Origin of the sequence: Paenibacillus apii (genome assembly GCF_011043685.1) — a bacterium.
GTDB classification, from domain to species: domain Bacteria; phylum Bacillota; class Bacilli; order Paenibacillales; family Paenibacillaceae; genus Paenibacillus_AQ; species Paenibacillus_AQ sabinae.
In genome coordinates this window covers 850760-870082 of sequence record NZ_JAAKGU010000001.1, presented here as the reverse complement: position 1 = coordinate 870082, position 19323 = coordinate 850760, and the positions used below count along the sequence as shown (strand labels likewise).

Here is a 19323-nt window from a genome sequence, read left to right as displayed (position 1 = left end):
ATAGATAAGCAGTATAAGCCTATGGGAACGGGGGATTGCCGTATATGGAGATTAATGCGGTGTTCGAAGGAGGCGGCGTCAAAGGGATTTCGCTTGCGGGAGCGGTTCAGGCGTCGGAGGAGGCAGGCATTACTTTCGGAAGGGTCGCTGGAACCTCTTCTGGCTCCATTGTCGCCTCGCTGCTGGCAGCCGGTTACAGCGGAGGGGAAATGAGCCGGATTATCCGGGCAACCTCCTTCCGCTCTTTTTTGAAAAGGTCGCCTGTCTTCAATACGAAGCTGATCGGCCCGGCCCTGCGGGTCCTGCTGAAAAAAGGGCTTTACTCCGGAGAAGCGCTGGAATCCTGGATAAGCGGCGTTTTGCGGCAAAAGGGAATTGTCTCCTTCCGGGATCTTCCTCCCGGCAAGCTGTCGATTATCACTTCAGACATTACGGACGGGCGCCTTGTAGTCCTGCCTGACGGGCTCGAAGAATATGGAATCAACCCCGAATATTTCGAGGTGGCCAAGGCGGTGCGCATGAGCTGCAGTATTCCGTACTTTTTCGACCCTGTGATGCTGCGCAGAAACGGTAAAGCGGCGGCGGGCAAAGCTTTTGCCGATCAGTTCGTCTACATGGTGGATGGGGGGCTATTGAGCAACTTCCCGATGTGGCTGTTTGATGAAAAAGAGAAGGGAGCGCTGGTAGCGGCAAGCGTACCGGTTGTCGGCTACCAGATGGTCGGACGTACTGAGCCGCAGGCTCACCGGATCACCGGACCGTTCAGCATGCTTCAGGCGCTTGTCGGCACAATGCTGTCTGCGCATGACGAGCGGTATATCGAGCAGGAAAAGTCCGTCCGCACCGTCAAAATTCCCACGTTAGGCATTGGCACGGTTCAATTCGAGCTGACTCCTGAAGAAAGCAATGCGCTATACGATTCCGGTTACCGGGCGGGGACGGAGTTTTTCAAGAAATGGCGTCCAGGGCAGCCGTATAAGCAGCTCGTTGTAAATAAAAAGGCGTCCTCGCACTCCTAAGGGAATGTGAGGACGCCAAACCATGCGTTAAAGCTTTAATGATACTTGGGCAGCTGTTCTTCGCCGTTCTTTCCTTTGCTGCCTTCAATGACACGAAACGGATAGGTTTTGCGTTTGCCGGCCGGCGGCTGGCTCTTTCTCATGCCCGCAACCTTCGCCATGGTCTTCTGGGAAGGCTTTACCTTGATTCTGGACCGGCGGCCGCTTGCGGCATACCGGCGGGGCGGGAACTTGTAGAGCAGGTACAAGACAAGGAACAGAAGGACGGGAATGACAAAGCCTCTAAGCGAGTAGAGGCCCTCTGCCGCCAAACCCGATACGAGACCGAAAACCGCTAGCAGTATCGCGCTCCAAAAAATCAAAGCATGCCGTTTCATAGGCCACTCATCCTTTCGCAGGGTCCAATATGCCTCCGGTTACATTAGATTGCTGATATCCATTCGCTTCGATGGCCGCATCCAGTTCGCGCATGCGGTTGAAGGAAGCGATCGACACTTCCACTTGATCGTTATTTGGTTCCTTCGTTGTGAGCAGCTGCAGCCAGAGACCGGGATAACCCAGAAAGCGCAGCACCGGAAGTTCTCGTACGGCGTTGGTGCCCTTCAGCACTTCAAAGGATACGCCGATGACAAGCGGAAGCAGGATCAGCCGCTGCACGATTCGTTCCACCAGAGTATGCCAAGGCACAATGGAGTAAATAATGACGCCCAGCACAATCGTCAGCATCATAAAGCTGCTGCCGCAGCGGTAATGCAGCCGGCTGTGCTTCTGAACGTTCTCGACCGTCAATTCGTCGCCGGCTTCGAATGCGCTGATAACCTTGTGCTCCGCGCCGTGATACTGAAACAGTCTTTTGATCACAGGAGTCTGGGAAATGGCCCAGAGGTAGACCAGCAGCAGCACGAGCTTGATGGCTCCTTCAATAAGGTTGTGCAGAATATAATTGTCAAATGCATTGCGGAACAAAATATCTTCAACAAATACAGGAACGAGGGTGAAAATAACCTTCCCGAAAACGAAGGACAAAATACCCATAACTGCTACGCCCAGAATCATGCCCAGGCTCCAGCCTTCTTCCTTCCCCTTCTGCTTGGCGAGTTCCTCGGGCTCAGTTTCGTCTTCCGCATAAGCCTCGGCGGAATAATTCAAATGCTTGGAGCCCTTGGCGCTGGCATCTATAATACTGACAAGGCCCCGGAGCAGCGGGATCTTGCGCAGTTTCTTCACCCAGCTCTTCTCGCTTCTCGGCACCTCCAAAAAAGTAATCTCTTGATTCTTCCGCCGTACGGCTGTCACATTGACATGCTTGCCGCCGAACATAACGCCTTCGATGACGGCCTGACCGCCGTAACTCGGAGTTTCCTGGGACAACCAATTCACCTTCCCGTAAAAAATAGTGTGATGTTCTTTATATTCTTTATTGTAACTAATTTTTGTTTACATTTCTACTTGGATCAATCTTTCCTGTACATACTAGCCAATATGCAGGATCGCCGCCGTAGGTCGGGGCCTGTACTATAGCAGAAAGCGGGGAATGAGGCGAAAATGGGCAATACGGTGAGTCAGCGGCGGCCGAAGACGAATCCGCTGTTTTTTGCGATTGAGACGGGTTTTTTTGCAGGCTTGATTTGGGGCGGAATTCAGTGGCTGCTTTCTGTGTTCCGGTTTACGAAAGTGATTCCCGGGTATTTGGGAGAGCCTTTTTTTCAGCATAAATTTCTGGTGACGGGCGCCGGGCAGCTGGCGGGCTATTTGCTGTTCATCGGCTTCTCGGTTCTCTGTTCCATCGTGTATGTTCTATTATTCCGCAAAATAAAAGGACCATGGGCGGGGATGCTCTACGGCATTCTTTGGTGGTCCGTTCTCTTTCTTGCAGGCTCCTGGCTCTTTCTGATGCAGCCGCCTTTCCGGCTTCCCTGGGATTCGGTCATCAGTGAGTTCTGCCTGTACCTGTTGTGGGGGTTGTTCATCGGCTATACGGCCGCGACCGAATACACGGATGAACGAAAACGGGAGAGCAGCGCAGGATTGGCTTGACAATCCGGTAAACATTTAGCCTGAATCCGGCGCGAAAAAGGCATTCTTATCCATCAAAAAAACTTCTCAGGCGGCATGGCCCTATGTTACAATACAATGTGGCTATTTTCGAGAGGAGAATGATGATGGGCAACAACCGAGTCTCCAAACTGCGGAAGGTAGTGCAGGATCAAGGTCTGGACGCGATATTGATCACGAGCGGCATCAACCGCCGCTATTTGAGCGGTTTTACCGGTTCATCCGGCTATGTGCTGATTACGGGCGACGAAAGCTATTTGCTGACCGATTTTCGCTATATGACTCAGGCGTCGGAACAGAGTAAAGGGCTTAAGGTCGTACAGCATGGTCCGAAATTTATCGATACGGTGAGCGAACTGCTGCCGAATGGCGGGCAGGTTCGTCTCGGATTCGAGCAGGATCATGTCGCTTACGGCTCCTATGCCTCTTACGCTGAAGCGCTGAAGACGGCGGCCGAACTCGTTCCGGTATCCCAGGCCGTTGAGAAGCTCCGCATGATCAAGGATGAAGACGAGCTGGCCGTAATGAGAAGAGCAGCGGATCTTGCGGACGACACGTTCCGGCACATTCTGAACGTTATCAAGCCGGGCATGACCGAGCGGGACGTCGATCTGGAAATGGAGTTCTACATGCGAAGCCGCGGGGCGACCTCATCGTCCTTCGATACGATCGTGGCTTCGGGAGAGCGGTCCGCGATGCCGCATGGCGTTGCGAGTGAGAAGGTAATTCAGACCAATGAATTCGTAACGTTCGATTTCGGCGCACTGCTGGACGGCTATTGCTCCGATATTACACGGACGATCGCACTGGGCAGCCCCGATCCGAGGCTGACGGAAATTTACGACATCGTGCTGGAGGCTCAGCTGTACGCGCTGGAGCATATCAAGCCGGGTATGACCGGCAAGGAATGCGACGCGTTGTCTCGGGATATCATTACCCGTTACGGATACGGCGAGCAGTTCGGACACAGTCTTGGCCATGGCCTCGGCATGGAAGTGCATGAGTGGCCGCGCCTGTCCAAGCTCAGCGATGATGTGCTGCAGCCGGGAATGGTCGTCACCGTGGAGCCGGGCATTTACGTTCCGGGACTTGGGGGCGTCCGCATTGAGGATGATGTAGTCGTCACGGAGAACGGCGTCGAGCGATTGACCCATTCATCCAAAGACTACACAGTATTGTAAACTTCGGTTATGCCGCCTGCGCAGGCTGCGACCTTAAGAGTTTAATTGTTCTAATAAGAACAAGTTATTTATGAATTCAGGAGGGGTTTATTAGTGATTTCCGTTAACGATTTTAAGACAGGCCTGACCGTTGAGGTGGACGGCGATATTTTCACGGTGCTGGACTTCCAGCATGTTAAACCGGGTAAAGGCGCGGCGTTCGTCCGCTCCAAGCTGAAGAACCTGCGCAACGGCAACACCGTTGAGCGTACGTTCCGTGCCGGCGAAACGATCGGCCGTGCCATCATCGAGAACCGCGCCGTGCAATATCTGTATGCCAGCGGCTCCGAGCATGTGTTCATGGACAACCAAACCTATGACCAGTTCAGCCTTGAAGCCGATCAGCTCGAATGGGAATTGAACTTCCTCAAGGAGAACATGACGGTGAACATTGTCAGCTACCAGGGCGAGCTTCTCGGCATCAACCTCCCGACCAGCGTGGAGCTTAAGGTCGTGGAATCCGAGCCGAGCGTTAAAGGCAACACCGCTCAGGGCGCAACCAAATCGGCCAAGCTTGAGACCGGACTGACCGTTCAGGTGCCGCTCTTCATTGACGAGAACGACGTTCTCCTGATCGACACTCGCGAAGGCAAGTATATTTCCCGCGCTTAGTTCTTCAGCTTGAATGTGATCCGGGCCTCCCGCAGCGCAGTGCAGGGAGGCTTTGGTATTTCAGGAAGAGAACAGACCGGATATACATAAGACAGCATGAAGCCAGGCATTGCAAGCGCTGCGATCGAAGAAGCTTCCTTCGCCTGCGTGGAGGCTTGCCGCAAGATGGCTGCCTGACAAAGGCCGGATAAGCCGGAGCAGGCGAGAGATCAAGGCTGGCAACAAAGACAGTCCCGTGAGAATCGGATGAGATTCGAGGGGGCTGTTTTTTGGAAATAAAGTATGACGTTTTTTTGCAAAATAACTAACGCAATCGGTTACTTTCGTATTATACTGGTTTAAAGCGGGAAACCGTATGTTTCAAGGGGTAGCAGAAATTGAAATTGGGAGTGAATGATGCTTTGTCACTTTATGTCATGAAATTCGGAGGCAGCTCCGTCGGAGATATCGAGCGTATGAAGCGGGTCGCCAAACGCATCGCTGACAAGCAGGACGAAGGCCACCGCTGCGTCGTGGTCGTATCCGCCATGGGGGATACCACCGACGAACTGATCGACCAGGCCAAGCAGCTTAGCAGCCAACTGCCGGCGCGCGAAATGGATATGCTGATGACGACGGGAGAGCAAATCTCCATTGCGCTGCTGTCCATCGCCCTGAGCGGCATTGGACGCGACGCCGTATCCTATACCGGCTGGCAGGCCGGCTTCCGCACGGACGAGACGCACGGACGGGCGCGGATTAATGAGATTGTCCCCGGCCGGGTGTTGGAAGCGCTGGAGAAGAACAAGATTGTCATCGTCGCCGGTTTTCAGGGGATGACCAATGGCGGCGAGATCACAACGCTTGGACGCGGCGGTTCCGATACGACGGCGGTTGCTCTGGCTGCGGCCATCAAAGCCGATGTCTGCGAAATTTATACGGATGTCGACGGGGTTTACTCCACCGACCCGCGCATCGTGAAGAACGCGCGCAAGCTTACGGAGATCTCTTACGACGAAATGCTGGAGCTCGCCAATCTGGGCGCCGCCGTGCTGCATCCGCGCGCGGTGGAATACGCCAAACGGTACCAGGTGAAGCTGGTTGTGCGGTCGAGCTTTAATTATAATGAAGGCACTGTAGTGAAGGAGGAAGCAAGCATGGAGCAGGGAGTGGCCGTTAGCGGCATCGCATATGACAAAAATGTAGCACGCATCAGCATTTCGGGAGTGGCTGACGTTCCCGGCGTTCTGGCCCGGGTGTTCAGCAAGCTGGCTGATGTGGGCATTAACGTAGATATCATCGTACAGAGCGGCGTACTGAATGGGGAAGCGGATTTCTCCTTCACCGTCTCGCTTGACGAAATGGAACGGGCTAAAGAGGTCATCCGTCAGATCCGCGAAGAACTGCCGTACCGCGAGGTAACCTCGGAAGATAATCTGGTCAAAATCTCCATCGTCGGCGCCGGCATGGTCAGCCACCCGGGCGTGGCGGCACAGATGTTCGATGTGATTTCGAGTCTTGGAGTCAGCATCAAAATGGTCAGCACCTCCGAAATCAAGGTTTCCTGCGTCGTGGAATCCGGCAAGCTTACGGAGATCATCCAGGCGCTGCATACGGCGTACGGGCTGGATACCGACCAGCAAGTATTTGTAGGCGGTCCTCAGGAACGCCGCTAATCCGGCTATAATCTAATCTCTTAAAGCGGAACGATTTTCCGCGTCTAATACTTAACAAAGATGAAGGGACTGCTCCAAAGCCTGGCATGGTTTTGGAAGCAGTCCCTTTTTTTGCGATGAGCTATTAACGGGTTCATTCTGCCGAAGCGGCCGGTTAGGCCAGCCGTTTGAACCTCCCCAGAATTTCCACCGTTTCCAGCACGTTCACGAAGGCGCTTGGATCGACGGAGATAACGGCTTTGCGAAGCTCCGAAATCTCGTAACGCGTGGTGACTGTCATTAGCATTGTGTTCCCTTCGTGGCTGTAACCCCCCTCCGCGTTGACAACGGTCACCCCGTGGGGAAGCCGGTTCAGCCGCTCCAGCATCTCTTCCTTCCGTTTAGTCACAATGAAACAGGTTAATTTGACATGCCGGATATGGATCATATCGACCACCCGGCTTTTTACAAACGTACACAGCATGGCATAGAGCGCAGAATCCCAGCTTTTCATAAAGCCGAGGGTCAGCAGGACCAATCCGTCCATAATGAACAGAACCGTCCCCATCGGAACGTCCCTTTTACGCGTAATGATTGACCCCAGAATATCAAACCCGCCCGACGAGCCGCCCGCCCGAAGGGAGAACCCGATGCCCCCCGCAATAATGACCCCGCCGAAAATACTGGCCAGAATCGGATCCTGGGTTACTTTCATCTGAGGAATAATCGTCAGAAACCATGTCGTGCAGGCGACGCATAGCATACTGAGGAAAATATATTTTTTTCCAACGGCAACGAACCCCCAGAGCAGAATAGGAAGATTGATGCCGAAGTAGATTAACGAAATATACTTGGGATCGGTCAAGTAACCGATGACGGACGCCGCTCCGGCTACGCCTCCACTAAGCAGCTGGTGAGGGATAAGGAAGAGCTTGAGACCGACGGCGACCAGAAGGGCAGATATAACGACTGTGGCGACTTCTCTGGCTGTTTTGGTTAGACTTTCGAATCGGATAGACATTTCAGGATGACGGGTGTGCATGAAAGCATTCCTTTCTGTGGCGTGACTGTTTTATTATTTCGTTAAAAATATTATATCATACCGATAATAATTTTCTATCAGTTTTTTTAAAATGTCTTCTTTCTTATCTATATAGTGGATTATCGAATCTGGTTTTATCCTAAATTCTTGTTGTCTAAAGCGGGACAATCCCGCATATCTATGAACAACAGCCGGGAAGCGGCCGTTTCGAAAGACTGAATTGGGGCGATCCGGGCGGAAGGAGTTGGACAAAGGTGGACAAGTATGTTAGCTGGATGGCTATTCTGCGCTTGCTGTCTGGCAGTGCTGAGATTACCGCCGCGCTGATTATGCTCAGGCTGAATCAGGTGGACAAGGCATTGGCGGTCAATTCGGCGCTGGCGCTGGTCGGTCCGACCGTGCTTGTTCTGACAACGGCCATCGGCCTTACGGGCATGGCGCAGAATCTCTCTCCGAGCAAGCTGTGCTGGGTGGCTGCCGGCGTATCGTGTCTCTTAATCGGTATTTTGAAGAAATGATAGATTGGTAGTCATATTGCAAACGTACAAGCATAAATATGGAATAAAGCATTCCATAGAAACGACTTGGGGGTACGGCTTATGGCTACGGACTGGCTCCAAATATTTCCTGAAAAAGTGAAAGCCGCGCTTTCCCGGCTCCCGCTCCCGCTGCTTGAGACGGTGGAAGAAATCCGTATCAGGGAAGGGCGGCCGCTGGAAATCAATTATGGGGGGAAATACCACTTTGTGGACGAAGCCGGCAGGCTGACGCTGGAGCCGGAAGAAGCGTACAAGCCGAATCGGGAGGACAGCCACCGGATGCTTGACCTGATCAGCAATCATTCGCTCTATACAATGGAGGAAGAGCTTCGCAAGGGGTTCATCACCATCCCGGGGGGACACCGCATCGGACTGGCCGGGCGGACGGTGCTGAGCAGCGGCAGCGTGGGCCATCTGCGGGATATCGGCGGATTCAACGTCCGGATTGCGCGCGAGATTCCTGGCGTCGCCGACCGGATTTTGCCGCTCCTGCTGGACGACAGCCGCCGCCGGGTCATGCATACGCTGATCCTGTCACCGCCCCAGCACGGCAAGACGACGCTGCTTCGCGATCTTGCCCGGCAGATTTCCGCCGGGAGTGCGGGAGATTCCTGGCGTCGCCCCGGCCTCAAGGTAGGGATTGTGGACGAGCGTTCCGAAATCGCCGGAAGCCGCAAAGGGGTCCCTTCCTTTGATATCGGACCGCGCACCGATGTGCTGGACGGCTGTCCCAAGGCCGAGGGCATGATGATGATGATCCGCTCCCTTTCGCCGGATGTGCTGATCGCAGACGAGATCGGCCGGCCGGAGGACGCCGAGGCGCTGACCGAGGCGCTGCATGCCGGAATTACAGTTCTGGCGGCAGCTCACGGCCGCGAGGTGTCCGAGCTGGCACTAAGGCCCGGACTCGGCCGGATCATCGAACTGGGCGTGTTCGAAAGGTACGTCATCCTCCGCCGGGCTGCAGGCGAGCTGACCTTCCGGGTGCTGGACGGCCGCAAACGCCCGCTTCCGGCATCTCCGGGAGAACGCAAAGGAGGCGAATGCCATGCTTAAGCTTCTGGGAGCCGTGATGATCCTGCTCGCGGCCACGCTGGCCGGCTTCCGCAGGGCCCGCCAATATGCGGACCGGCCTCGCCAGATCCGCGGCCTGATCGCAGCGCTTCAGCGGCTGGAGACCGAGATCATGTATGGCTATACGCCGCTGCCAGAGGCGCTCAAGCGAATCGCCGTACAGACGAGGGAGCCGCTGCGGGGACTGCTCGGCACGGCGGCTGAAGGAATGATCCCGCCGCAAAACCTGACCGCGCAGGAAGCGCTGGACCGGGCGATGGAAACGCACTGGAGGGCGACCGCGATGAAAATCCCGGAGCAGGAGGTTCTCCGGCAGCTCAGCTGCACTCTCGGCACCAGCGACCGAAGCCATCAGACGAATCATATCGCTCTGGCGCTACAGCAGTTGAAGCAGGAGGAAATATCGGCCCGCGAAGACCAGGCCAAGTACGAAAAGGTAAGCAAAAGTCTGGGACTTCTGCTGGGGGCGCTCATCGTCATTTTGATCTTTTAGCGAGGTGCCAGAAATGAACATTGAAGTCAACGCGATCTTTCAAATTGCCGGCATCGGCATCATTATCGCCATGATTCATACCGTCCTCAAGCAGATGGGCAAAGAAGATATTGCTCATTGGGTGACCGTTATCGGCTTCGTCGTCGTGCTGTTCATGGTCATTCGGATGCTGGACGGACTGCTGCAGGAAATCAAGACGATCTTTCTTTTTCAATAGGCGCGCCATGGATATCATTCAAATCGTTGGAATCGGGCTGATGTCGACCGTACTCATTCTGGTGCTGAAAGAACAAAAGCCGATGTTCGCCTTCTTGCTGGCGGCCGCAACGGGAATCCTCATCTTCCTGTTTCTGATCGGCAAAATCGGCGGAGTAATCTCCACGCTGCAGAGGCTTGCGGAGTCATCGGGGATGGAGACCGTGTACCTGAAGACGGTATTCAAAATTATCGGAATCGCCTACATCGCGGAATTCGGGGCTCAGATCGTACGCGACGCGGGTCAGGAATCCATTGCCTCCAAAATCGAGCTGGCCGGAAAAGTGCTGATCATGACGCTGGCTGTGCCGATCATCGGCATCATTATTGAGACGGTTATGAAGCTGCTGCCGGCATAAGGAGTTCCGGGTAAGGCCCATCCGCCAAAAGAAAGGAGAAAAGACAATGAACAAGCGCGGCATTTTCCGACCGCCCAAACTAAAAGTCGCGCTGCTGATTGTCTGTCTCGTGTTCATCGGATGGAGCCGAGCGGCCGCTTTTTCGGCAATTGAAGCCGGAACGCCTGCAGACCAATCGGGCGCTTATGTCGGCCAAGCCGGCAGTGCCGCGGGTTACGCCGATACGGCCACAGAGGGGCAAGGCGCGGCCACGAAACCACCCGGCGGGGCGCAGACCGGTCAGAGCGAAACGCCGGTGGATCAATGGGTAAAGAGCCAGGTCGATAACTTGCCCAAAGATGGAGTCGAGAAATACTGGAATCAGCTGATGAAGGATTACGGCGGTTTTTTTCCGGACGGTGCCACTCCCTCGCTCATGGATATGCTGCTTCCCGGGGGTCAGGGGTTAAGCTTGAAAAATGTGCTGTCCGGCCTCCTGTCGTACATGTGGCATGAAGTGCTCTACAACGGCAAGCTGCTTGTCACAATTGTCATGATCAGCGTGCTGAGCATGATTCTGGAGACGCTCCAGACCGCGTTTGAGCGCAAGGCGGTCAGCAAGGTGGCCTACGCTCTATGCTTCATGGTGGTGATGGTAATTGCGGTTAACAGCTTTAACATCGCCATCGGCTATGCCAAGGACGCTATCGACCGGATGATCGACTTCATGATGGCGATGATCCCTCTTCTGTTCGCGCTGCTCGCGTCCATGGGCAATGTAGTGACAGTCTCGGTGACCCATCCCCTGATCGTGTTCATGATTCATACGGTCGGCACGCTGATTCACACCATGGTGTTCCCGCTGTTGTTCTTCTCGGCGGTGCTGCATCTGGTCAGTTCCATCTCGGACAAATACAAGCTGACCCAGCTTGCGAATCTTCTGCGGAATATCGGCACGGGAGTGCTGGGCGTTCTGCTTACCGTCTTTCTGGGCGTGATCTCCGTCAGGGGCATCACAAGTTCGGTTACGGACGGAGTCACGCTCCGGGCAGCCAAATACGTTACCGGTAATTTCGTACCCGTTATCGGCAAATTGTTCGCGGATGCCACCGATACCGTTATCTCGGCTTCGCTGCTGGTGAAGAACGCCATCGGGCTGTCCGGCGTCATTATCATCCTGTTCCTGTGCGCGTTTCCGGCAATCAAAATCCTCGTGCTGGCCCTCATTTACAATGTGGCCGGAGCCGTAATGCAGCCGCTGGGCGACACGCCGATCGTCTCCTGCCTGCAGACGATCGGAAAGAGCATGATTTATGTATTTGCGGCGCTGGCGGCCGTATCGCTCATGTTTTTTCTGGCCGTAACCATTCTTCTGACCGCCGGCAACGTTACGGTCATGATGAGATGAAGCTTCACAAGGGGGAGAACCATGAGCTGGCTTGGGGATTGGCTGCGGGAAATTATAATGATCGTGCTGCTGGCGTCCTTCGTCGAGCTGCTGCTGCCGGGCAAATCGATGGAGCGCTATGCGAGGCTCGTGCTCAGCCTGTTGGTCCTGCTTACGATTCTGAGCCCCATCGTCTCGCTGCTGAAAGGCGATGCGGCGTCCGAGCTCAGTCTGGCCTTCAGCCAGTCGGACGGCGGGGCGCCCGGGCAGAGCAAGGCGGAAGACGCCGAGCTTGCGCGTATACTGGCCGAAGGGCAGAAGCTGGCCGCAGGCGGGAGGGATCAGAGCCTGAAGCTCGCGGCGCAGCAGATCGCCGGACAGATGCGGGAGCAGATTGCCGGTGAGACGGGAAAACGAGGAGCGAATGTGACCGTAACACTCGCCCTTGCGAAGGGAGCCGGAGTCAATGCCGTGCCGGTAATCACCGGGGTGGTCGTCAAGCTTCCCGCAGATGGAGTCGCATCGCCGAGCGCAGTCCCAGGGGGTCACGGCAGCGGCGGGAGTGTTCCGATCACGGTTCAGCCTGTGGAGGATATCAAGGTTGAGCTCGGCGAAGGGAAGAGCGGTCTGATGGAGACTGGAGAGAGCTCCGCGGCGGCAGTTCCGGCGGGAGCCGCGCCGGGTGAAGACGGGAGCTCGGGCGGTACCGATGCCAAAGCGGTAACGACGATGCTCCAGAAGAACTGGAGTCTGGACCCCGAGAAGATTACCGTGCTGAGCGGCAGCGGCGAGAAGCTGTAGCCGCCGCCGAATCGGATTTAACGTGAGGGAGGAGTTACGAAGTGGGCAACTGGCTGAAGAAGCTGGAACAGTTGATCGGAGGCGGAGCCGAGAACCCGAAGCGGAACCATACGTTCCGGTGGTTGATTATTCTGGGTTTGCTGGGCGTAGCGATCATGCTGTTCAATTCCTTTGTCAATGTGAAGAAGCTCGACAGCGAGAATACGAGTAGAGAGCCGCCCCAGAACCAGAGCTCGCAGGCGGCGATGCAGGAAACGGCAGATGGAAGCGCCAGCTCGTTTGACGGCATCGAACGGGAGATGGAGAACCGCATGAAGGGAATTCTGGAGCAAATCGTTGGAGTCGGCACAGTGGACATTATGGTAACCGTCGATTCCACCGAGGAGGTCGTTGTCCAGCGGAACGTGAACGATTCCCAGCAGCTCAGCGATGAGACCGATGCGAACGGCGGCAAGCGCCACACAACCACGTACACCAGAGACGGCGAGATCGTCACTTACAGTCAATCCGGAGACGAGACGCCGATTATTACCAAACGAATCAAGCCTCAGGTCCGCGGCGTCGTCATTGTTGCCAAAGGAGCCGAGAACAAGGTGGTGAGGGGACTGATCGAGCAGGCGGTGCAAAAAGCGCTGAACGTGCCAAGCTACCGCATTTCCGTCGTGCCGCGCAAACAGGAATAGCTCTTCTTAGCGCAGCGGCCTAAACGCCGAATCCGAAGGAACAGCAAAAAGGAGGAAAAGCAATGAACGGCAAAAGACAAACAATCTGGTTGGTATCCATGCTCAGCTTGATGGTGGTGCTCTCTGCGTATTATTTGTTCACGGAAGACTCGGGCGTTTCATCGCCCAAGGAGACAGCGGGAACGATTCAGGTGGATTCCGTCAAGAATTCGTCCGGCGACGCCCTTCCATCGACGGCCGACAGCGGCGCGGAAGTCAGCGAAGTGACTTCGCAAAACACGGATTCGTCAGCAGATCCTGGGGCTGCCGCCGATACTGGGGTTGCCGCCGATCCTAACACTGCGGCTGATCCGAATGCCGCCGCAAGCTCGGAGGCAGACGATACGAACTCGCCGGCGGCGGGAACGGATAACGGCAAATCCGCCGCAGACTCTTCTTCGGAAGGCGCCAAGGATCAGACTTCCGATTCAGCGCCGGCTGAATCCGCCAAACCGGACAGCGCCTCGGCGGACAATGGCAAAGACAGCGCCTCGGCGGACAATGGCAAGGATAGCACCTCGGCGGACGGCAGCGCGTCAAAGAGCGACGCGGCCGTACTGAACGAAGTAGCCTCGCAAAGCGCGTCGGCCTCCAGCCTGTTCACCAACTATTTGTATGAACGAGATCAGAAGAACCTGAAGGAACAGCAGGATTTGATGGCCAAGATCAACGATATGGACAAATCGCCTGCGGACAGCGCGGCCGCCCAGGAGCAGTTGCACCAGCTGGAAGAGAAGGAGTCCAAGATCACCGGAATCGAAGAAAAGCTTCAGCAGCAGTATAGCGAAGCAATTGTCAAGGAAGAAGGCAACTCCTATAAAGTTGTCGTTCTGAGCAGCAAGCTGGACGTGAAGCAGGCGGCTTCCATCATCGATCTTGTCATGAAAGAGCTGAGCGTATCCCAGGATAAAGTGAGCGTACAGCATGTTTCGGAAGAGTAAGTCAAACACGAAAAACACATAAATTGACGAAAGAGCTCGGGTTTTCCCGGGCTCTTTCTATTTCTTGCGTTTGTGATATAATACATAAAGTTATCTTGAAGTATTAGGAGGATAAGCGTCGCTCGAATCCGGCATCCTACTATTATTAAGGGAAACGGATGATGTCCTTTTGTAGGCGGCGATGACGTTTCTTCTTTTCCGTCAAGTTGGCGGCTTCGAGAGAAAGCTGAAGGAGTGAACTGATCGAAATGTTCAAATTAAGCGAAATTAAGGAATTGATCAAACTGCTGGACCAGACCTCTTCCGTGCACGAGCTGGAGATTGAAAGCGAAGGAATGAAGCTGGCCATCCGCAAACCGGACCGTTCCGAAGCGGCGGAAGCGCATGTGGTTCCGGCTACTCCTTATCCTTATCCCTTTACGTCAGCTCCGCAGCCGCCGGTTCCTCAGCAGATTATCGGTCAAGCCGCACCCACTCAGGCTGCTCCCGTTCAAGCGGCTCCGCAGCAGGAGACACCGGCTGCTCCCGCAGAAGGAAACTTACATAAAATCGTTTCTCCCATGGTGGGAACATTCTACTCCTCGGCTTCGCCGGACTCACCTCCATTCGTAAGCGCAGGCGACCGGGTGACCGAGAAGACAACGGTATGCATAATTGAAGCGATGAAGCTGATGAACGAGCTGGAAGCGGAAGTCCGCGGGGAGATTGTATCCGTTCTCGCCGAGAACGGACAGCTTGTCGAGTACGGCCAGCCGCTGTTCCTGGTGAAACCGGAATCTTAGAATCGGGAGGAAAGAAATGAATATACAAAAAGTGCTGATCGCCAATCGGGGGGAAATCGCCGTTCGGATTATTCGCGCCTGCCGCGAATTGGGAATTTCCACCGTGGCGGTCTATTCGGAGCCCGACCGGGATTCGCTGCATGTCCGGCTGGCCGATGAAGCGTATTGTATCGGACCGACCGCTTCCAAGGACAGCTATTTGAATTTTACGAATATTATGAGCGTCGCCACCTTGACTGAATGTGACGCCATCCATCCCGGCTACGGTTTTCTTGCCGAGAATGCCGATTTTGCCGAGATTTGCGGTTCCTGCAATATCACCTTTATCGGACCGTCCCCTGAAGCCATCACGCGGATGGGCGACAAGGCGGTAGCGAAAGATACGATGAAGAATGCCGGAGTTCCGGTTATACCAGGCTCCGACGGTCTAATTGAGAATGTGGAGGAGGCGGTTCTCCTCGGCAGAGAGATCGGCTATCCGGTTATCATCAAGGCTACGGCCGGAGGCGGAGGCAAAGGCATTCGCATTGCCGAAGACGAGGAATCGCTGATCAAGCAGATTACCGCAGCCCAGCAGGAAGCACAGAAGGCATTCGGCAACGCCGGGGTCTATCTGGAGAAGTATCTGACAGGCATGAAGCATGTCGAGATCCAGATTATCGCCGACAATCACGGCAACGTGGTTCATCTCGGCGAACGGGATTGTTCCGTTCAGCGCCGCCGCCAGAAGCTGGTTGAGGAGGCGCCTTGCCCCGTGCTGACGCCGGAGATCCGCCAAGCCATGGGCGATGCGGCTGTCCGCGCCGCGCAAGCCGTGAATTATTCCGGCGCGGGAACTCTGGAGTTTTTGCTCGGGCCAGACGGCCAGTTCTATTTTATGGAAATGAATACCCGCATCCAGGTCGAGCATCCGGTTACCGAAATGGTGACGGGCGTCGATCTGATCAAGGAAATGATCTCGGTGGCCGAAGGAAATCCACTTTCGTTCACCCAGGAAGATATCGTCATCAACGGCTGGTCGATCGAATGCCGCATTAACGCCGAAGATCCGGCCAAGAATTTCATGCCATCTCCGGGCAAGATCGGTTTTTACCTGCCTCCGGGCGGACTTGGCGTCCGCGTGGACAGCGCCGCTTACCCTGGCGGAATGATTTCGCCTTTTTATGACTCCATGATTGCCAAGCTCATCGTCTGGGCTCCGACGCGCCAGGAGGCGATTCATAAAATGAAGCGAGCTCTAGGCGAGTTTGCCATTGAAGGAATACATACCACCATTCCATTTCATCAAAAACTGCTGGAGCATCCCGTATTTCTGGACGGTCATTTCGATATTAAATTTCTTGAAGAAAATGAAATTTAGGACGGGGCGGTTTGGTTTGTCATAAAGTTCGCCAAATGATATAGTATGTTTAATGGAGAGACGTGCTTCAAGCTTGCCGTCAGTAACAAATACGAAAGGTGTGGGGGACTAAATGAGTACATTGCCGACAGAATTCGAACGTACGGAAATCGGTGAAATCCAAATCGCTCCCGAGGTGATTGAGGTCATCGCGGGGCTCGCGACCGTAGAGGTTAAAGGCGTAGCGGGCATGAGCGGAGGTTTTGCCGGAGGCATTGTCGAGCTGCTGGGCCGTAAGAACCTTTCAAAAGGCGTTAAGGTGGAAGTTGGACAGCGTGAAGCCGCTGTGGATGTCTCTGTAATTATCGAATACGGTACCCGTCTTCCGGAAGTGGCGGCGGAAATCCAGCGCAACGTCAAGCGGTCGATCGAGACGATGACCGGCCTGACGGTCGTAGAAGTGAATGTGCATATTCACGACGTACAGTTCAAGACAGCAGAGAAGAACAGCGTTAGTGACGATACCGATATTGCCCTTCGTGTGAAATAAGGACTTCCGGTCTTCATTAAACCCCCGACGGTCAAGTCGAGGGTTTAGTCTACTTTAAGGAGGTTAAGAGGCTCGTGGCGAAAATTTTGGACAGACTTTTGCTGTTTCTATACAGCTTGAGCATCGGAGCATTATCCGTTATTGCCATCCTCCTGTTAAGCGGGGTTCTCCCAATGAATAATCTGAGGATCCGGGATTGGGACACCGCTTATATTGCTGCGGTTGCCGTGGCGGTCATTTTATTTCTGCTTAGTATCCGGTTCTTCTACATTTCCCTGCGCCGGGAGCGGACTTCCACCCTGTCGGTGGATCAGCGAACGGAATACGGGGATATTCAGATCTCGATGGAAACAATCGAGAATCTGAGCCTGAAAGCAGCCGGACGGGTTAAAGGCATTCGCGACCTGAAATCGCGCATCCGTGTTTCCCAGGCGGGACTGGAAATTATGATCCGGGGCGTAGTTGACGGCGAGCATTCGCTGCCGCTGCTGACATCGGAAATCCAGCGGCAGGTGCATGAATACGTACAGGAAACGACGGGCGTTCCGGTTGCAGACGTCTCCGTCTATATTGCGAATCTTGCTCAGTCCCCAAGCTTCAAAAGTCGAGTGGAATAGAGGTGAGTTTCCCTAATGCCTTGGAGAGAAATTTGGGAAAGTCACGGTGGCAGAATCGCCGGAGTAGCCTTTGGCTTAATTCTTGGCATCATTTATTTAATTAGCGGTTTCTGGGATATGCTGTTCTTTGCACTGGTTGTGTTCATCGGATATACGCTTGGCGGCAGGAAAGACGCGCAGGCTCCATTGTTCCCTTGGCGGGAGCTTCTGGAGCAGCTGACGACCCGCTGGCGTCCCTTCAAGTGAACCGCGCTAAAGCCTTTCTTTCGGAGCGAAACTGGTCTGCTGTTTGTTTTGCCCGAGGGAAGGGCGGTGCGGTTTTTTTGCGTTTGATGACTATCTGGAGATTAAGCAGACGCTGAAGCAAGGACGATGAACAGAACGAAAAGTGTACATCCTAATATAAGCATACCAAGAAGGTCTCCATCCATTTCACATGGGAGCGGGGCATTTGAACGATCGCCTGGATCATTATAAGGAGGAACCCAATGAAAAGACGTGTAGCGAGAGAAATTATAGTACAAAGCCTGTATCAAATGGAGATGAACGAGGTCGAGAGCGGCGAGGCGGTGGAGATGCTGCTGGAAGAAGCGTCGGAGGAGAATGAGACGGAGCGGGTTATTTCGGACGAGCTGCTGCTGAAAGATTATGTGCTCAGCCATGTCAACGGCATCTGGGAAGCCAAGCCTGCGATTGACGATATGCTGGAGCATTACCTGAAAGGTTGGCAGATGAGCCGGCTGTCTCGCGTCGACCGTCAAATTTTGCGGCTGGCGGCCTATGAAATGATCTATTTGAATGATGTTCCGGCCAAGGTTGCCGTCAATGAAGCCATCGAGCTTGCCAAGCATTTCGGCACCGAGGATTCCGGCAAGTTCGTCAACGGCGTGCTGGGAAAAATGATTCAGGATTTAGAAGAACTGAAGACCAAGCGTTCCTAGAAATGAAGCTGATTTAAAAAAGCAATGCAATGCGTCTTGTTGGCCCTTTTTCGCAAAAGACAACCTTACTACAATAAAAGTTCACCAAAGGGGAGATAAGTGTCATGACAGCAGCAATCATCAGCGGTAAACTGGTTTCCGAAGAAATTCGTGTGGATATTGCCCGTGAGGTCGAGACGCTTTTGCAGCGCGGCGTAAAGCCCGGTTTGGCTGTAGTGCTTGTCGGGGAAGATCCGGGATCGCAGGTATATGTCAACAGTAAGGAAAAAACCTGCATCAGCCTTGGCTTTCATTCGGTAGTGCACCGGCTGCCGGCATCGACTTCCCAGGAGGAGCTGCTCGCGCTCGTTGACGAGCTTAACAAGGCGGACGAAATCGACGGCATTCTGGTACAGCTCCCGCTGCCAAAGCACATTAATGAAAAAGCAGTGATCGATGCCATCGCCGTAGAGAAGGATGTCGATGGCTTTCATCCAGTCAATGTCGGCAACCTGGTTATCGGCGACGACAGCCTGCTTCCTTGTACACCGGCCGGCGTAATCGAACTGATCAAGCGCACGGGCATCGATCTATCCGGCAAACACGCTGTTGTAATCGGCCGCAGCAATATTGTCGGCAAGCCGGTATCCCTGCTGCTCCAGCGGGAGAACGCGACGGTTACCATGTGCCATTCCCGCACAGTGAATATGGCCGAGCTGTGCAAACAGGCCGATGTGCTTGTAGTGGCGATCGGCCGCGCCAACTTTGTTGACGCTTCTTATGTGAAGCCTGGCGCGGTTGTCATCGACGTGGGCATGAACCGTCTGGATAACGGTAAGCTGGCGGGAGACGTTGACTACGACAGCGCCAAGGAAGTCGCTGGTTATATTACGCCGGTTCCGGGAGGCGTAGGCCCGATGACGATTACGATGCTGATGGTGAACACGCTGACTGCGGCCAAGCGCCGCCGCGGACTGGAATAG

At 54.5% G+C, this 19323-nt stretch carries 24 protein-coding genes; 21 read left to right on the top strand and 3 right to left on the bottom strand.

The genetic code is table 11. From position 1 onward, the window contains the following. The first annotated feature begins 44 nt into the window (after positions 1-44). Positions 45-1019: a patatin-like phospholipase family protein gene (locus G5B47_RS04410; RefSeq protein WP_165094735.1), complete on the top strand. Its 975-nt coding sequence runs from the start codon at positions 45-47 to the stop codon at positions 1017-1019. Between the two features lie 35 nt (positions 1020-1054). On the opposite strand, the gene G5B47_RS04405 is transcribed toward G5B47_RS04410, so the two are convergent. After that, entirely contained in the window at positions 1055-1396 is a 342-nt protein-coding gene (locus G5B47_RS04405; protein WP_165094732.1) for a hypothetical protein, read from the bottom strand. A 7-nt stretch (positions 1397-1403) separates the two neighbouring features. Next, on the bottom strand, positions 1404-2339 hold the full coding sequence (locus tag G5B47_RS04400) for a DUF1385 domain-containing protein (RefSeq protein ID WP_165095469.1): 936 nt from the start codon (positions 2337-2339) through the stop codon (positions 1404-1406). A 225-nt stretch (positions 2340-2564) separates the two neighbouring features. Here G5B47_RS04400 and G5B47_RS04395 point away from each other — a divergent pair, with 225 nt between their 5' ends. The 4 genes from G5B47_RS04395 (at position 2565) to G5B47_RS04380 (ending at position 6561) form a co-directional block, all read left to right on the top strand. Continuing rightward, positions 2565-3056 carry a YqhR family membrane protein gene (locus G5B47_RS04395; RefSeq protein WP_165094729.1) on the top strand — a complete coding sequence of 164 codons (492 nt, stop codon included), beginning with the start codon at positions 2565-2567 and terminating at the stop codon, positions 3054-3056. 125 nt (positions 3057-3181) lie between these two features. Beyond that, positions 3182-4255 carry a M24 family metallopeptidase gene (locus G5B47_RS04390; RefSeq protein WP_165095466.1) on the top strand — a complete coding sequence of 358 codons (1074 nt, stop codon included), beginning with the start codon at positions 3182-3184 and terminating at the stop codon, positions 4253-4255. Positions 4256-4348: 93 nt separating this feature from the next. Beyond that, complete coding sequence (gene efp, locus G5B47_RS04385; RefSeq protein WP_025335740.1) at positions 4349-4906, top strand: elongation factor P; 558 nt, start codon at positions 4349-4351, stop codon at positions 4904-4906. A 401-nt stretch (positions 4907-5307) separates the two neighbouring features. Next, positions 5308-6561 carry an aspartate kinase gene (locus G5B47_RS04380; RefSeq protein WP_165095463.1) on the top strand — a complete coding sequence of 418 codons (1254 nt, stop codon included), beginning with the start codon at positions 5308-5310 and terminating at the stop codon, positions 6559-6561. 154 nt (positions 6562-6715) lie between these two features. Here the strand turns inward: G5B47_RS04380 and G5B47_RS04375 are convergent, their stop codons facing one another. After that, complete coding sequence (locus G5B47_RS04375; protein ID WP_206107189.1) at positions 6716-7582, bottom strand: YitT family protein; 867 nt, start codon at positions 7580-7582, stop codon at positions 6716-6718. Positions 7583-7836: 254 nt separating this feature from the next. On the opposite strand from G5B47_RS04375, the gene G5B47_RS04370 reads away from it, so the two are divergent. The 16 genes from G5B47_RS04370 (at position 7837) to folD (ending at position 19323) form a co-directional block, all read left to right on the top strand. Next, positions 7837-8100 carry a YqhV family protein gene (locus G5B47_RS04370; protein ID WP_407945208.1) on the top strand — a complete coding sequence of 88 codons (264 nt, stop codon included), beginning with the start codon at positions 7837-7839 and terminating at the stop codon, positions 8098-8100. Positions 8101-8181: 81 nt separating this feature from the next. Further along, positions 8182-9177: a stage III sporulation protein AA gene (gene spoIIIAA / locus G5B47_RS04365; RefSeq protein WP_165094726.1), complete on the top strand. Its 996-nt coding sequence runs from the start codon at positions 8182-8184 to the stop codon at positions 9175-9177. Further along, positions 9170-9688, top strand: coding sequence for a stage III sporulation protein SpoIIIAB (gene spoIIIAB, locus G5B47_RS04360; RefSeq protein WP_165094723.1), 519 nt, complete (start codon positions 9170-9172; stop codon positions 9686-9688). Before spoIIIAA ends, spoIIIAB begins: the two co-directional genes overlap by 8 nt. Positions 9689-9701: 13 nt before the next feature. Then, complete coding sequence (gene spoIIIAC, locus G5B47_RS04355) at positions 9702-9905, top strand: stage III sporulation protein AC (protein WP_025335735.1); 204 nt, start codon at positions 9702-9704, stop codon at positions 9903-9905. 7 nt (positions 9906-9912) lie between these two features. After that, complete coding sequence (spoIIIAD, locus tag G5B47_RS04350; protein WP_165094721.1) at positions 9913-10302, top strand: stage III sporulation protein AD; 390 nt, start codon at positions 9913-9915, stop codon at positions 10300-10302. A gap of 46 nt (positions 10303-10348) precedes the next feature. After that, entirely contained in the window at positions 10349-11689 is a 1341-nt protein-coding gene (spoIIIAE, locus tag G5B47_RS04345; RefSeq protein WP_235957071.1) for a stage III sporulation protein AE, read from the top strand. Between the two features lie 21 nt (positions 11690-11710). Continuing rightward, entirely contained in the window at positions 11711-12469 is a 759-nt protein-coding gene (gene spoIIIAF / locus G5B47_RS04340; RefSeq protein ID WP_165094718.1) for a stage III sporulation protein AF, read from the top strand. Between the two features lie 41 nt (positions 12470-12510). Next, positions 12511-13152 (top strand): stage III sporulation protein AG, encoded by a 642-nt coding sequence (gene spoIIIAG, locus G5B47_RS04335; RefSeq protein ID WP_165094715.1) that lies wholly within the window; start codon positions 12511-12513, stop codon positions 13150-13152. 62 nt (positions 13153-13214) lie between these two features. Continuing rightward, the gene (locus G5B47_RS04330; RefSeq protein ID WP_165094712.1) at positions 13215-14132 is read left to right on the top strand and encodes a SpoIIIAH-like family protein; all 918 of its coding nucleotides are present in this window, start codon (positions 13215-13217) and stop codon (positions 14130-14132) included. 248 nt (positions 14133-14380) lie between these two features. Further along, a complete protein-coding gene (gene accB, locus G5B47_RS04325) occupies positions 14381-14914 on the top strand; it encodes an acetyl-CoA carboxylase biotin carboxyl carrier protein (RefSeq protein ID WP_165094710.1) in 534 nt (177 codons plus the stop codon). Between the two features lie 16 nt (positions 14915-14930). Then, positions 14931-16274: an acetyl-CoA carboxylase biotin carboxylase subunit gene (gene accC, locus G5B47_RS04320; protein ID WP_165094708.1), complete on the top strand. Its 1344-nt coding sequence runs from the start codon at positions 14931-14933 to the stop codon at positions 16272-16274. Between the two features lie 112 nt (positions 16275-16386). Continuing rightward, the gene (locus G5B47_RS04315; RefSeq protein ID WP_165094706.1) at positions 16387-16803 is read left to right on the top strand and encodes an Asp23/Gls24 family envelope stress response protein; all 417 of its coding nucleotides are present in this window, start codon (positions 16387-16389) and stop codon (positions 16801-16803) included. A 74-nt stretch (positions 16804-16877) separates the two neighbouring features. Continuing rightward, complete coding sequence (gene amaP / locus G5B47_RS04310; RefSeq protein ID WP_165094704.1) at positions 16878-17420, top strand: alkaline shock response membrane anchor protein AmaP; 543 nt, start codon at positions 16878-16880, stop codon at positions 17418-17420. 15 nt (positions 17421-17435) lie between these two features. Next, positions 17436-17666 carry a DUF2273 domain-containing protein gene (locus G5B47_RS04305; protein WP_165094702.1) on the top strand — a complete coding sequence of 77 codons (231 nt, stop codon included), beginning with the start codon at positions 17436-17438 and terminating at the stop codon, positions 17664-17666. Between the two features lie 242 nt (positions 17667-17908). Next, entirely contained in the window at positions 17909-18361 is a 453-nt protein-coding gene (nusB, locus tag G5B47_RS04300; protein ID WP_165094700.1) for a transcription antitermination factor NusB, read from the top strand. Positions 18362-18465: 104 nt separating this feature from the next. Next, the gene (folD, locus tag G5B47_RS04295; protein ID WP_165094698.1) at positions 18466-19323 is read left to right on the top strand and encodes a bifunctional methylenetetrahydrofolate dehydrogenase/methenyltetrahydrofolate cyclohydrolase FolD; all 858 of its coding nucleotides are present in this window, start codon (positions 18466-18468) and stop codon (positions 19321-19323) included.

Coding starts and splice junctions, on each gene's coding strand:
- G5B47_RS04410 (WP_165094735.1), top strand. CDS start 45: ATGGAGATTAATGCGGTGTTCGAAGGAGGCGGCGTCAAAGGGATTTCG.
- G5B47_RS04405 (WP_165094732.1), bottom strand. CDS start 1,396: ATGAAACGGCATGCTTTGATTTTTTGGAGCGCGATACTGCTAGCGGTT.
- G5B47_RS04400 (WP_165095469.1), bottom strand. CDS start 2,339: ATGTTCGGCGGCAAGCATGTCAATGTGACAGCCGTACGGCGGAAGAAT.
- G5B47_RS04395 (WP_165094729.1), top strand. CDS start 2,565: ATGGGCAATACGGTGAGTCAGCGGCGGCCGAAGACGAATCCGCTGTTT.
- G5B47_RS04390 (WP_165095466.1), top strand. CDS start 3,182: ATGGGCAACAACCGAGTCTCCAAACTGCGGAAGGTAGTGCAGGATCAA.
- G5B47_RS04375 (WP_206107189.1), bottom strand. CDS start 7,582: ATGCACACCCGTCATCCTGAAATGTCTATCCGATTCGAAAGTCTAACC.
- spoIIIAA (WP_165094726.1), top strand. CDS start 8,182: ATGGCTACGGACTGGCTCCAAATATTTCCTGAAAAAGTGAAAGCCGCG.
- spoIIIAB (WP_165094723.1), top strand. CDS start 9,170: ATGCTTAAGCTTCTGGGAGCCGTGATGATCCTGCTCGCGGCCACGCTG.
- spoIIIAC (WP_025335735.1), top strand. CDS start 9,702: ATGAACATTGAAGTCAACGCGATCTTTCAAATTGCCGGCATCGGCATC.
- spoIIIAD (WP_165094721.1), top strand. CDS start 9,913: ATGGATATCATTCAAATCGTTGGAATCGGGCTGATGTCGACCGTACTC.
- spoIIIAE (WP_235957071.1), top strand. CDS start 10,349: ATGAACAAGCGCGGCATTTTCCGACCGCCCAAACTAAAAGTCGCGCTG.
- spoIIIAF (WP_165094718.1), top strand. CDS start 11,711: ATGAGCTGGCTTGGGGATTGGCTGCGGGAAATTATAATGATCGTGCTG.
- G5B47_RS04330 (WP_165094712.1), top strand. CDS start 13,215: ATGAACGGCAAAAGACAAACAATCTGGTTGGTATCCATGCTCAGCTTG.
- accB (WP_165094710.1), top strand. CDS start 14,381: ATGTTCAAATTAAGCGAAATTAAGGAATTGATCAAACTGCTGGACCAG.
- accC (WP_165094708.1), top strand. CDS start 14,931: ATGAATATACAAAAAGTGCTGATCGCCAATCGGGGGGAAATCGCCGTT.
- G5B47_RS04315 (WP_165094706.1), top strand. CDS start 16,387: ATGAGTACATTGCCGACAGAATTCGAACGTACGGAAATCGGTGAAATC.
- G5B47_RS04305 (WP_165094702.1), top strand. CDS start 17,436: ATGCCTTGGAGAGAAATTTGGGAAAGTCACGGTGGCAGAATCGCCGGA.
- nusB (WP_165094700.1), top strand. CDS start 17,909: ATGAAAAGACGTGTAGCGAGAGAAATTATAGTACAAAGCCTGTATCAA.
- folD (WP_165094698.1), top strand. CDS start 18,466: ATGACAGCAGCAATCATCAGCGGTAAACTGGTTTCCGAAGAAATTCGT.